We start from the raw sequence: 13359 nt of genomic DNA, 5'->3' as shown, positions 1-13359 counted from the left end.
AACCTTGGTTGTTTGAACATACGAAACCTCTTGGGGTTGTATGGTTAAGTGACTAAGCGTACACGGTGGATGCCTGGGCAGTCAGAGGCGATGAAGGACGTACTAACTTGCGATAAGCGTAGATGAGGCAGTAAGAGCCACTTGAGTCTACGATTTCCGAATGGGGAAACCCAGCTGCATAAGCAGTTATCATCAAGTGAATACATAGCTTGATGAGGCGAACCGGGGGAACTGAAACATCTAAGTACCCCGAGGAAGAGAAATCAACCGAGATTCCGGCAGTAGCGGCGAGCGAAACCGGATTAGCCCTTAAGCGCTTTAGGTGTCAGGCGAATGAGCTGGAAAGCTCAGCGATACAGGGTGACAGCCCCGTAGCCGACAACACATTTGGCGTGAAAACGAGTAGGACGGGACACGTGTTATCTTGTCTGAAGATGGGGGGACCATCCTCCAAGGCTAAATACTCCTGACTGACCGATAGTGAACCAGTACCGTGAGGGAAAGGCGAAAAGAACCCCTGTGAGGGGAGTGAAATAGAACCTGAAACCGTGTACGTACAAGCAGTAGGAGCAGGCTTTGTCCTGTGACTGCGTACCTTTTGTATAATGGGTCAGCGACTTAATTTCAGTAGCAAGGTTAACCGTATAGGGGAGCCGTAGGGAAACCGAGTCTTAACTGGGCGTGCAGTTGCTGGGATTAGACCCGAAACCGAGTGATCTAGCCATGGGCAGGTTGAAGGTGCGGTAACACGCACTGGAGGACCGAACCGACTAATGTTGAAAAATTAGCGGATGACTTGTGGCTAGGGGTGAAAGGCCAATCAAACTCGGAGATAGCTGGTTCTCCCCGAAAGCTATTTAGGTAGCGCCTCGGACGAATACTACTGGGGGTAGAGCACTGTTAAGGCTAGGGGGTCATCCCGACTTACCAACCCTTTGCAAACTCCGAATACCAGTAAGTACTATCCGGGAGACACACGGCGGGTGCTAACGTCCGTCGTGGAGAGGGAAACAACCCAGACCGCCAGCTAAGGTCCCAAAGTTATCGCTAAGTGGGAAACGATGTGGGAAGGCTCAGACAGCCAGGATGTTGGCTTAGAAGCAGCCATCATTTAAAGAAAGCGTAATAGCTCACTGGTCGAGTCGGCCTGCGCGGAAGATTTAACGGGGCTAAGCGATACACCGAAGCTGCGGCAATGCGCATTAGCGTATTGGGTAGGGGAGCGTTCTGTAAGCCGCTGAAGGTGTCCTGTAAGGGGCGCTGGAGGTATCAGAAGTGCGAATGCTGACATGAGTAACGATAAAGGGGGTGAAAAACCTCCTCGCCGGAAGACCAAGGGTTCCTGTCCAACGTTAATCGGGGCAGGGTGAGTCGACCCCTAAGGCGAGGCCGAAAGGCGTAGTCGATGGGAAACGGGTTAATATTCCCGTACTTCTTGCTATTGCGATGGGGGGACGGAGAAGGCTAGGTGGGCCTGGCGACGGTTGTCCAGGTTCAAGGGTGTAGGCTGATGGTTTAGGCAAATCCGGACCATCTTAAGGCTGAGACCCGATGTCGAGGCACCACGGTGCTGAAGTCATTGATGCCATGCTTCCGGGAAAAGCCTCTAAGCTTCAGATAGCAAGAAATCGTACCCCAAACCGACACAGGTGGTCGGGTAGAGAATACCAAGGCGCTTGAGAGAACTCGGGTGAAGGAACTAGGCAAAATGGTACCGTAACTTCGGGAGAAGGTACGCTGCCGGCGGTGAAGAGACTTGCTCTTGGAGCTGCTGGCAGTCGCAGATACCAGGTGGCTGCAACTGTTTATTAAAAACACAGCACTGTGCAAAATCGAAAGATGACGTATACGGTGTGACGCCTGCCCGGTGCCGGAAGGTTAATTGATGGGGTTATCCTTAGGGAGAAGCTCTTGATCGAAGCCCCGGTAAACGGCGGCCGTAACTATAACGGTCCTAAGGTAGCGAAATTCCTTGTCGGGTAAGTTCCGACCTGCACGAATGGCGTAATGATGGCCACGCTGTCTCCACCCGAGACTCAGTGAAATTGAAATCGCAGTGAAGATGCTGCGTACCCGCGGCTAGACGGAAAGACCCCGTGAACCTTTACTACAGCTTGGCACTGAACATTGACCCTACATGTGTAGGATAGGTGGGAGGCTTCGAAGCAGGTACGCCAGTATCTGTGGAGCCGTCCTTGAAATACCACCCTTGTAGTGTTGATGTTCTAACGTCGCCCCCTCATCGGGGGTGCGGACAGTGCCTGGTGGGTAGTTTGACTGGGGCGGTCTCCTCCCAAAGCGTAACGGAGGAGCACGAAGGTGGGCTAATCACGGTCGGACATCGTGAGGTTAGTGCAATGGCATAAGCCCGCTTGACTGCGAGAATGACGGTTCGAGCAGGTGCGAAAGCAGGTCATAGTGATCCGGTGGTTCTGAATGGAAGGGCCATCGCTCAACGGATAAAAGGTACTCCGGGGATAACAGGCTGATACCGCCCAAGAGTTCATATCGACGGCGGTGTTTGGCACCTCGATGTCGGCTCATCACATCCTGGGGCTGAAGTCGGTCCCAAGGGTATGGCTGTTCGCCATTTAAAGTGGTACGCGAGCTGGGTTTAGAACGTCGTGAGACAGTTCGGTCCCTATCTGCCGTGGGCGTTGGATGATTGAGAGGGGCTGCTCCTAGTACGAGAGGACCGGAGTGGACGAACCTCTGGTGTTCGGGTTGTGTCGCCAGACGCATTGCCCGGTAGCTAAGTTCGGAATCGATAACCGCTGAAAGCATCTAAGCGGGAAGCGAGCCTCAAGATGAGTCATCCCCAGAGCTTTAAGCTCTCTGAAGGGTTGTTCGAGACTAGAACGTTGATAGGCAGGGTGTGTAAGCGCTGTGAGGCGTTGAGCTAACCTGTACTAATTGCCCGTGCGGCTTAACCATACAACACCCAAGGGGTTTTACGGACTCCACGAGCACTTGAATGGTGTGCTTGAACTTTAGTCAGTTTTTTCCAAGATTGTGATTTGCGGCCTGCGGGCGGTGAATCAAAGAATTTGCCTGGCGACCATAGCGCTGTGGACCCACCTGATCCCATGCCGAACTCAGACGTGAAACGCAGCAGCGCCGATGGTAGTGTGGGGTCTCCCCATGTGAGAGTAGGACATCGCCAGGCACCCAATTTAGGTTAGCGTTCTGAACAAACGCTAATTCTGAGTGGAGCGGTAGTTCAGTTGGTTAGAATACCGGCCTGTCACGCCGGGGGTCGCGGGTTCGAGTCCCGTCCGCTCCGCCACTCTTTAAAAAAGCCCAGTCGAAAGACTGGGCTTTTTTACGTTTAAAGATAATGTTCGCCCTGAGGTCGAATGAGTCCCGCTGGAGCGCCAGCCCGGCCGTTCATACGAAGCCCGAGTTGAAAGATTCGGGCTTTTTGCATCCGTATGTTCAGACAAAATGCGAGGTACTGTCTTTTTGCGTTTCGTTTGGGGGGAAATTGTTTTAACTACATGGCTGAAACTAGCGAGGCTGACCTTGACTCAATAGCGTAGAGCTAGTCGATGGAACCTCGTCCGATGATGGCTTTCTTTCACAATTGGCCCTTGAGTATGGTCTGACATGATAGTTAAAAGCACGTGTATTTAGACGATGATAAACTCGCAGAGAGAACCTATGGGTGAGAGATGAAGGGCAGAATAAAATCTGTATGCTGAGTTAAGCGGAATGTGTTTCTGGGAAAGTAAAAAAGAAAAGGGTAGCTGAGAATCTACCCTTGGCGCTAAGGCTGGTGAGCAGCCTGCGCAACGTACCGCTATGCAGCCAATACGCCCGTCAGGCAGTGTTGAGCGGGCATCGGTGTACTCAGAGGTTAAGAAAGCTTTTCATCTGGAGGACAACTTTTTCGGCTTCTTCCTGACATGCCATCTCACAGAAGAGACGTAGCAGTGGCTCAGTGCCGGAAAAGCGTGCCAGGGCCCATCCGCCATTTTTGAAGTAGACTTTTACGCCATCCGCGTAGCTGACCTGCTCGATTTCCCATTCAAATTCAGGAAGGGATTTTTCCACGTAAATCTTGTCGTAAAGCCGCTGGCGATCGGCCGCGCGGAAAGTACAGTCACCTTCTGCAGTGTAGGCGAAGCCGTACTTGCCATAAATTTCACTAAGCAGTTCGGAGAGCTTCTTACCTGTTACGCTGATCATTTCCACTAACAGGCTGGAAGCGAAGACACCGTCTTTTCCTTTGATATGTCCTCGGATGGTTAGGCCACCGGAGCTTTCACCGCCAATCAATGAATCATCGGCCTCCATCTGGGCGCTGATATGTTTGAAGCCTACTGGTACTTCAAAACACTTCTCACCATGTGCGGCGGCAATTCTGTCGAGAAGGTGGGTGGTTGCAATGTTACGTACGACTGACCCTTTCCAGCCTTTGTATTCCAGTAAGTAGTAATAGAGCAGCATCAGGACTTCATTGGGGTGAACGAAGTTTCCTTTTTCGTCAATGATCCCCAGGCGATCGGCATCGCCATCGGTGCCGATACCGATGTCGTAACCTTCATGAGCCACTAAGTGTTTCAGGCGGTATAACGTTGCTGCACTGGGTGAAGGCATCAGACCGCCAAATGATGGGTTGTGCCCGTCGTGAATTACATCGACATCACAGCGGCCGCTGATCAACACAGTTTGTAAGGCATTTTTAGCCACCCCAAACATAGGATCAATCAGCACACGCAGATTCGCGCGTTTAATGGCTTCGATATCGATGAAATCGACAATGGAATCCACAAATTCATTCATTGGATTGATCAGGGTAATTTGTTGTGATGCGATGGCGTCATCGAAATCCACGGATTGAATATAATCGTAAGTTAACTGGGAAATTTGCTGTTCAATCTTAGCTGTGATGATCTCGTCAGCGTCTCGTCCCCCTTCGATGAACACTTTTATCCCGTTGTAGTCCGCGGGATTATGCGAAGCGGTGATACAGGCCGAATAGGTGGCACCGATATGCTTGGCTTTAAACATAACAATCGGCGTTGGCACAAACTTGTTGATAAAGCTTACTTTAATGTCATTGGCCGCCAGGACTTCAGCAAACCAGGCTGCGGCTTTATCAGATAAGAAACGCCGGTCGTAGCCAATGACAAAGCCGTTCTGGGTCACCTGCTCGGCGACCATAATATTGGCTAGCGCTTGAGCGACTAACCGGACATTATCCTTGGTGAAGGTTTCGCCAATTAAGGCGCGCCAGCCACCGGTTCCGAATTGGATCATGATGGAACTCCTATTTCTCTCGTCGGTATACGGGGCGCAATCGGGCGCCCCAATTCAATTAGCCCATGATCACGTTGACAGTGTTGATACTGCCGACCGGTTGAGCCGGGATTGCTCCTTCAACAGGAGTGTCATTCAAGGTGATGGCCGTGACGCCTTTGCTGACGCCGTTCGGGTTTTGTACCTTGATGTGGTAAGTCGCGCCGCGCCATTCGCGGGTCACCTCAAAGCCAGGCCAGCTGGTCGGGATACATGGATTCACGGTCAGGCCGTCGAAACCGGTCTGGACACCCAGGATGAAGTTGGTGACTGCGAAGTATGCCCAGCCAGACGTACCGGTCAGCCATGGGTGGTTGGCACGGCCATGGTTTTCGTGGTCGCGGCCCATGATAAATTGAACGTATGAATACGGCTCGGCAACTCGCTTCTCGATGATGTCGTTTTGGTTGTATGGGTTCAGTGCATCGTAGAACTTCATGGCACGATCACCACGTCCCAGTTTCGCTTCGGCTACCCAAGCCCATGGGTTTGGATGCGAGAAGATCGCGCCGTTTTCTTTCACGCCTTGGTAGACGCGGGTAACAAAACCGATGTCGTCGTTGGGCGTTGCGAATGATGGCGAGTTCAGGTGCAGGCCGTATTCAGAGAACAGGTTGTCATCAACGGCGTTCATCGCTTTTTCGCCACGCTCCTGCGACGCCAGGCCAGACAAAACAGCCAGGGTGTTAGATTCCAGGTGCACGCGGCCTTCAGCTTGTTGCGCGGTGCCGATCTTGTCGCCGTTTTTGGTCAGGCCACGGATGTACCAGCCGCCTTCTTCGTCCCACAGATGCTGTTCACACGCTTCGCGCACATTGGCTGCCATTTCGGTGTACTTCTGTACGTCCGCATCCAAGCCTTTGTATTTCGCCAGTTTGATGAATTCCTGCAGTGCCCAGAAATGCAGGAAGGACGTCATTGCTGACTCTCCGCCACCCAAGTTCAGGCAGTCGTTCCAGTCTGCACGCAGACCTTTACAGATACCGGTTTGCCCCACGTATTCAGCAGAGAAGTCCAGCGCCGCTTTCATGTGTTCATAAACAGACGCGTCGCCGCCGTTGGCGTAAGGAATGGTTTCATCCAGGAAGCTCTCTTCACCGGTTTCTTGTACGTAACGGCAGATGGTTGGCACCAGCCACAGGTGGTCGTCAGAGCAAGTGTCTTCGATGCCGTGGATCTTGTCTTCGTCGCTTGGGGTTGGTACCACGGTTGGTGATTTAGATGGTTTAACATCGGCTTTCTCTGGATCGAACCAGTCTGGATCGAACAGGTGCAGGCCGTAGCCTTCTTTCACCTGACCGCGCAGCAGATCCACCAGGCGCTTGCGGGTCATGCGTGGGTTTGCGTGAGGCACGGAAATCGCGTCCTGCGCGGTATCACGGTAACCCAGACCCGTACGGCCGCCTACTTCGATGAAAGAGGCAAAGCGTGACCACACCACGCAGGTTTCCGCTTGGTACAAGGTCCATGCGTTGATCATGGTGTCCAGCCCCTCGTTCGGTGATTTCACCTGGAACTTGGCACAGCGGGTATCCCAGTGCGCGCGGATGTCAGCAAGCGCAGCGTCAACATTTGCAACGTCCTGGTATTTCGCTCGCAGGCGCTGGCCTTCACCTTTGCCGATCCCCAGAATCAGGACGAAACGAACTTCCTCGCCCGGCTGAATTACGAATTGCTTGTGCAGTGAGCCACAGTGGTTGTAACAGGTTTGCACATGGTTAGAACAACGACCGGTTTCGATCGCGATGGGATTCGCTTCGTCACGATACATACCGATAAAGCTGTCACGCTGACCGTCATAGCTGTCTGGATCGAAGCTGGAAGCGAGGTAGTAGAAGCCTTCATAATCGTTGGTGTTGTAGTACAGGTCGTACTCAATTACGCCTTCGTTGTACGCCGTTCCGGCTGAGTAGAGGCTCATCTGGTGGTTCTGATTGTCAGACTGGATGTGGCTGAACGAGAATTCCACGAACGAGAATGCACTGATGGTGCGTGGCTGATCGCCGTCGTTCCTGATTTTTACATCCCAGATTTGCGCGTCTTCGCCTTTTGGTACGAACAGGGTTTTCTGCGCTGTGATGCCGTTGTATTCACATTTGAATTTGGAGTAAGACAGGCCGTGACGCACTTCATACGTGGCTTCTTCCAGGCTTTTTGCCACCGGCTGCCAGGAGATTGACCAGTAATCACCGGTTTCGTCGTCGCGCAGGTAGACATAGTGGCCCGGGCGGTCGAAGGTGCCGTTTGGACGGAACTTGGTTACACGATTGTACTCCGGGCTGTTGTAGAACGAGTAGCCCCCGGCGTTGTGAGAAATGACAGTACAGAACTTTTCTGTACCCAGGTAGTTGGTCCAGGGTGCAGGCACATCAGGGCGAGTAATGACGTACTCTCGGTTGGTATTGTCAAAATAGCCGTAATTCATGGTTTTCAATCCTTGTTTAATCAGTCAGCTGCAGCGTTATTCGCAGCGACGGTAGTTAATGCCTGCTTTGTCCAGGTAAGCTAATTGTCCGTTTAGACGCGCTTTGAAATCTGGCCAGCTGCGTTGATCTGGTGAGGTCCAGCCCAGTTCGGCAATCGCCAGGAGGCGTGGAAAAAGCATGTATTCGAGGCGGCTTTGGCTGTTAACCAGTTCACACCACAGGCCACACTGAATTCCCAGAATGCGCTGTTGCGCCGGATCGCTGGCTGGCAGGTTAGCCAGCGGGTGATATTGATAGACTTTGTCCAGCGGGAGTTTCCCGGCCCAGTCAACGCCGGGCTCATCCGCCGAGAAGCCCTGTGCCAGATCGAGGTAGGTGTACTGCGCCGGCTGCATAATGACGTCAAAGCCTGCCTTCGCCGCCTGCTCGCCGGCCTCTTCGTTCTGCCAGGAAAATATCACGGTATTGGTGCTGATTTTGTCGCCGTGGGTCGCTTCTTCCCAGCCCATCATGCGCTTGCCGTGCGCTGCCAGACACTCTTCGGCATAGCGCAGCAGATGGCCCTGCAGCTCTTTTGGATCGCGGTAACCATGTTCTACCATCAGAGCCCGGCAGCCCGGGCTGTCGGTCCAGACGCCATGGGGCACCTCATCACCACCAATGTGTACGTACGGGGCGGGGAACAGCTCACACACTTCAGCCAGAACGGTTTGGATGAAGGCATAGGTTCCCGGAAGGGCTGGGGTCAGAATGTTATCCGGGTAGCCCTGGATACTGCGGTACTGGGAGTGGTCGTTGCGATCCACCAGCAACTCTGGGAGCGCACGAATGGCGGCGCGGCAATGCCCTGGCATGTCGATCTCAGGGATAATGGTGATGCCGCGATCAGCTGCATAGGTAATCAGCTCCCTGACCTGATCTTTGGTGTAGTAACCGCCATAACGCTGGCTGATCGTGGTGAACTGTGGGGCAAGGGTTTCGTTCGGACCACGCCATGCACCCATGTCGGTCAGTGCCGGGTAGGCATCAATTTCCAGCCTCCAGCCTTCATCATCGGTCAGATGCCAGTGGAACGTATTGAATTTGTAGCGTGCCAGTTGGTCAATCAAAAACTTCAGGCGCGGCACCGGGTGGAAGTGGCGGGCACAGTCCAGCATCATTCCCCGATAGCCATAATGCGGGGCATCCTCAATTTCGACCATAGGGAGCAGACATGCCGCGTGCGCGGAGTGGCTGGATGCATTGGGTAACAGCTGGATCAGACTTGCCGTCGCATGACAGAAACCGGCTTCGGAGCCTGCTTGTAGCCAGATGTGATCCCATTCGACCAAGAGTTTGTATGCCCCTTCCGGCAGCTTCGGATTGTACTGATAGATGATGTTGCCGTTTGGCTGAAGCGGCAGTTCGTCATGCAAGTACCCGGTCAGAGTGGCTTGCAGCCAGTGGCTGCTGCCTTGCGCGGCTTCATGTTCGGCACTGATCGCACTGTGGCGGTGCAGCGAAAAGCTCCCCCCCAGAACTTTCAGCGCATGGGGGGCTGGGATCAGGTTGATGGATTTGGCTGCCGGCAGGGGCGTCGTGAAACGCTCCTGGCTTGGCGAGGCCAGATTGATCGTGGTGACTTCGACTGGTTGGGGGTGGATCAGCGTTTGCATCTTAGTTGCGATGTCATCCCCGCTGGGATTGTGCGCTGTCGAGTGGATAAAGGCTTCCGGAATGCCGTCATCAAATAAGGTGAACGGCTTGGTGTGGGCCGTGAATTCGGTATAAAAATGCCCGTTGGAGACCAGCGGTTCGGATGTGGTAGGCGTCAGGGTGCAGTAGCTGCCTATCTGGTGCAGGCGACCGTTGCTCAGCGAATCCTGATTGATCCAACGTCCGATCACAAAATGCAGGGACCAGTTTTCCAGCGGCTGGTCAGCCAGGTTATGCAATGTGAGCGCAAAGCGGGACAGGTTCTCCTGCTGCTCTATGACGGTTAAATCTAGGCGATAGCTCATAGGTTGACTCATAGTGGGTAAAGGTTGTGATGCCCTCGGGCCATGGCCAGAGCACCATCCATGGCGTCGCCCTGAGGGACGGCGACACGTTGCTGCATTGGAGGAATCAGCCAGGGAATAATGCGTTCCGCTATGCTGCCCATCAGGCAGATACGGCTGGCCCCGCGCTGAATCAGGGCTTTCATCCACATTTCAATATCGGCCGCGGTCTGGTTGAGCAAGTCGATACCCAGCGCATCTCCCTGATAGGCATAGTCAAAAATGGCTGGCGAAAACTGACCGTAGTCGCAAGGCCTGGCGGATTTCGACCAGCTGACAATGGCATCAATGTCGTGTCGGAAATGGGCCATGACATGGCTGACCAACGGGGTCACCGGCCTGAGACCATCCTGGGCGAGCAGGACCTGCTGGATCAGGCGCAGCCCCATGACCGCGCCACCGCCCTGATCGGAAATAGGAAATTCACGGCCGCCAACCACATGTTGTGTCCCCTCACTCAGGTAAATCCCGCATGAGCCGGTGCCGGCAATCAGGATGGCGCCGTCCTTCCCAGCCCATGCGCCGAGACAGGCACCGTAGGCATCGGTATTGAGAGTGACGGCAGCATACGGATGGGGCTGGGCCATAAAGTCATACCAGGCGCTTTTTTGCTCGGCCCCGGCCAAAGCCAGGCCGACCCGCATATGGGCGTAGTGCTCCGGCCCGAGATGAGCTTGCGCGGCTGCGGTTGCGATAGCATCCTGAATGGATGCCATCGCGACTTCGCTTCCCAGCAAAATATTTGCGCTGCCGGTTTTGGCTTCACCAAGCACCTGGCCGTTTAGCTCGGTAATCCGGGCTCGGCATGAGGTTCCGCCGCCGTCGACACCGACATAAAATTGAACGGAATCAGACATCTTGTCTCTCCTTGTATTGCAGGGTCACGGCCAGCAGGTACCAGCCGGCATGGGGGATCCATTGCTCTCCCCAGCGCCAGTTTTGCAGCATGTCGTTTGCCTGTGGCTGCGGGTTGAAGGCGATGTCCCGCTCGTTGGTAAAACCGGCCGTAATCCCGTTGCAGACGCCGCCTTTGGCATTGCTGAACCCTAGGTCTGGCAGATAATCCGGGTTATTGCGACCATGCCCATCCAGCATGGACATATCAAAAGGATTGAGCCCCAGTATCCAGTTCAGCAGTCGCTGACCATAGATTTCCAACGGGAGTTTCAGATCGCGGAAAGCGGGCAGGGCGGCTGCCTGATACGCCATGCTGGCCAGAGAAGCCAGCCGGGCGTTCTCCCCTTGCCACCAGTAACCGGTTTCATTGTGATGCGGAATAAAAAAACTGCTGTGCTTGTCGCCCTCTACCGCTTTGACATACTGGCGCGGATAGCCGAACGGGTTAGTCACTTCCGCAGTGATCGCCAGTTCAAACTGTAGCGCTTGCAGGATGACGGTCGTTACGGTCTGCTGTTGCTGGTGGTCCGGCTCAATATCGAGGTAATGCAGCAGGCTGAGTACCGGTAGTCCGGCGTCAGAGGCATGGAAATACGGCCGACTGCCGTCATGATTGGCGGACCAGAAATAGCGGTACTGGTCATCGCTCATCTGCCGTTGGGCCAAGCGGCCTGCCCAGCGGCGCGCCCCGGTCAGAAAGCGCCTGTCGTCCGTTGCCCGGTATAGTTCCACGGCAGCCAGCAGTGCACAGTACTCGTCAATGATGTTTTCAACCCCGTCATCTACATACCGGGTGTTCATTTCTACCAGATGCCAATAGCCCTGCTGCGCGGCCGTCAGGTATTGCGCCCGGGAGGCGGTATCGAATCCCAGTGATGTGCCGTGCGAACCCAGAATCCTGGCCGCAGCGGCCAGGGCGGCGATCGCCATCCCTCCGCCCTGACGAAAGCCTGCCTGATACTGGGCAGATTTATGGCCGTTCTGGGTCGCGTATGCGCAGATTTCGCGCTGGGCGGTGTCTTTGCTCCAGGTATCGAATACCGTCATGTAAAAGTAACCCTGCGGTGACTGCATCCGGCACAGGAAATCAGCACCGTGGAGGGCCTCTTCAAGCAGGCGAACACGGGTGAACGGCGCCACCTCCGGCTGGTTACTCAGCTGGCTGAACGCGGTGAGCATGTTCCAGACCACCAACGGTGTCTGCTGCGGGTTGAAATAATTGCTGTACGACAGGTGGCTCAGGTATTTACTGACATCCCCGGAGGCGTCGTACCAGCCACCATGCGCATCCACGGTCTGACTGGAGTCAAACAGACGCACCTGATGATCCGCCTGATCAAATTTGCCGCCGCAGCGCTGCGATTTGAAATAGTGCAGAACATCGCTGAAGGTCTGCTTCATCAGCAGCCCGTCGGCGATTTGAAAACGTGCAGACAGCTGCTCACCCACCTGCAGCCGGAACCAGCCGCATTGCTGCAGCGCGGAAAAGTCGACCAGATAAGTCAGTCCGGTATGCCATTGATCCACCTCGCCATGTGTTTGCACCGGCAGTGTCAGCAGAGGTTGCTGGCTGGTGTCGCAAACAATCTGTGCCGTTGTGATTGTCAGTGGCATTGCTGTCTGGATGACGGCCTGCTTGGTACCGAAACGCTCATAGCCCAGGTGATTGGTTAGCAGCTGCATGATGCCTCCATCAGTTTTCATACAGATAGCAACGAACAAAGTGGTTGTCAGATAACTGGGTAATGCCTGGTAGTTGCGTCCGGCATTTGTCGGTTGCGTGGGTGCAGCGACCTGCAAACGGGCAGCCGAGGCTCTCTGGTGTCCACAGTGGAATTTCCCCTTTATTCCCCTTCAGCTTCTCATGGATCGATTTTTTCGGATCCGGCACGGCAGAAACCAGTAACTGGGTATAAGGGTGTTGCGGATCGTGGATGATCTCTTCCGTGTCTCCCCACTCAACCATGTGGCCGACGTACATCACAGCCAGATCTTCAGCGATATAACGGGCCGTTGCGATATCATGGGTGATATACAGCAGCGCCATTTCACGTTCGAATTTCATTTCTTCCATCAGGTTGAGCACTCCGGCGCGAATCGATACATCCAGCATCGAAGTGGGCTCATCGGCCAGCACGACTTCGGCCCCAACCGCAATGTTGCGCGCCAGGTTGACCCGCTGACGCTGGCCCCCGGACAGCTGGTGCGGATATTTCTCGGCGGTTGCCTTCGGCGGGATCAGGCCCACTTGCTCCAGCAGGCTGTAGACGGTGTCTTCCAGCTCTTTTTTATTGCCTTTGCTGACTTTGTTATGAATCAGCAACGGGCGGGCAATATGGTGAAAAATGGTATGGGTCGGGTTTAGGGAGCCAAACGGATCCTGCCAGACCATTTGGACGCCCTGGCGGTATTTCATCAGGTCATCGCGTTTTTCAATAGTACGGATGTCACGGCCAAAGTATTCGATATGGCCGTGTGTCGGCGCATACATTTTGGCGATCATTTTCGCGGTGGTGGATTTGCCCGAGCCGGATTCCCCGACAACGGACAAGCCACGGCTCTTGTACATCTTGAATGACACGTCATTGATTGCCCGCATCATGGACTTTTTCAGCGAGTTGCTGCTAACCGGGAAGTCTTTGACCAGGTTCTTCCCTTCGATAATTGGTTGTCCGGTTGGCTTGCTCATCATGCCT

Annotated in this window: 6 protein-coding genes, 1 tRNA gene and 2 rRNA genes; 3 read left to right on the top strand and 6 right to left on the bottom strand. The window is 54.3% G+C overall.

Annotation, left to right across the window (positions count from 1 at the left end; genetic code table 11):
* Positions 1-42 precede the first annotated feature (42 nt).
* From FH974_RS13455 to FH974_RS13445, 3 genes are all read left to right on the top strand, one after another.
* Positions 43-2934: ribosomal RNA gene (locus FH974_RS13455) — 23S ribosomal RNA — on the top strand.
* A 116-nt stretch (positions 2935-3050) separates the two neighbouring features.
* Positions 3051-3166, top strand: a 5S ribosomal RNA gene (rrf, locus tag FH974_RS13450).
* A gap of 43 nt (positions 3167-3209) precedes the next feature.
* Positions 3210-3286: transfer RNA gene (locus tag FH974_RS13445), tRNA-Asp, on the top strand.
* A gap of 563 nt (positions 3287-3849) precedes the next feature.
* Here FH974_RS13445 and FH974_RS13440 read toward each other — a convergent pair.
* The 6 genes from FH974_RS13440 to FH974_RS13415 are packed head-to-tail and all read right to left on the bottom strand — an operon-like array spanning position 3850 to position 13352.
* Positions 3850-5262 (bottom strand): phosphoglucomutase/phosphomannomutase family protein, encoded by a 1413-nt coding sequence (locus FH974_RS13440; RefSeq protein ID WP_047886414.1) that lies wholly within the window; start codon positions 5260-5262, stop codon positions 3850-3852.
* A 58-nt stretch (positions 5263-5320) separates the two neighbouring features.
* Complete coding sequence (locus tag FH974_RS13435) at positions 5321-7726, bottom strand: glycoside hydrolase family 94 protein (protein ID WP_047886415.1); 2406 nt, start codon at positions 7724-7726, stop codon at positions 5321-5323.
* Between the two features lie 36 nt (positions 7727-7762).
* Positions 7763-9727 carry a beta-N-acetylhexosaminidase gene (locus FH974_RS13430; protein WP_047886416.1) on the bottom strand — a complete coding sequence of 655 codons (1965 nt, stop codon included), beginning with the start codon at positions 9725-9727 and terminating at the stop codon, positions 7763-7765.
* An 8-nt stretch (positions 9728-9735) separates the two neighbouring features.
* On the bottom strand, positions 9736-10623 hold the full coding sequence (locus FH974_RS13425) for a glucosamine kinase nucleotide-binding domain-containing protein (RefSeq protein ID WP_047886417.1): 888 nt from the start codon (positions 10621-10623) through the stop codon (positions 9736-9738).
* Positions 10616-12346, bottom strand: coding sequence for a glycoside hydrolase family 9 protein (locus FH974_RS13420; protein WP_207103342.1), 1731 nt, complete (start codon positions 12344-12346; stop codon positions 10616-10618). Before FH974_RS13420 ends, FH974_RS13425 begins: the two co-directional genes overlap by 8 nt.
* 10 nt (positions 12347-12356) lie before the next feature.
* Positions 12357-13352, bottom strand: a complete 996-nt coding sequence (locus tag FH974_RS13415) for an ABC transporter ATP-binding protein (protein ID WP_047886419.1) — start codon at positions 13350-13352, stop codon at positions 12357-12359.
* Positions 13353-13359 lie beyond the last annotated feature (7 nt).

The organism is Photobacterium ganghwense (genome assembly GCF_017329545.1).
Taxonomy (GTDB): Bacteria; Pseudomonadota; Gammaproteobacteria; order Enterobacterales; family Vibrionaceae; genus Photobacterium; species Photobacterium ganghwense.
Note: the sequence above shows the minus strand (reverse complement) of the source record. Positions and strands in the feature narration are given on the sequence as shown.